This is a genomic window from Dellaglioa sp. CoH-57-MRSF-22, assembly GCF_056781895.1.
The window spans coordinates 1-262 of sequence record NZ_JBXAXT010000231.1; the positions used below are offsets into that span (position 1 = coordinate 1).

The 262-nt window shown below is 55.7% G+C and carries 1 protein-coding gene; it reads right to left on the reverse strand.

The window, feature by feature from the left end; all coding sequences use genetic code 11:
* Positions 1-3 precede the first annotated feature (3 nt).
* On the reverse strand, positions 4-262 hold a 259-nt coding region (locus AC1RPR_RS08900), incomplete at its 5' end, for a hypothetical protein (RefSeq protein ID WP_481763587.1).

The following is a 262-nucleotide window of genomic DNA, read 5'->3' on the forward strand; positions in this document are numbered from 1 at the left end:
GTATTACTGTTTCTTCGTGATCGTCAATTCGATCGCTTCCGCACGCTCCAACTTCTTGATGCCCGCGATGTTGCGATTCAGAAAGCGAATGGATTGCCGGTGGCCAGTGGCCGTAGAATTCCAAGCCGTAAGCTCAAACTTCAGTCGGGTCCACGCTTCGACCACGATAGGGTTTTCGCTTTCGGCCATAGAGCCAAGAAGCATGGCCAGCGCAAGCGCCGCACCGTCTTCGACATGGATCGTCGAACGCGGTCGCGTGTCC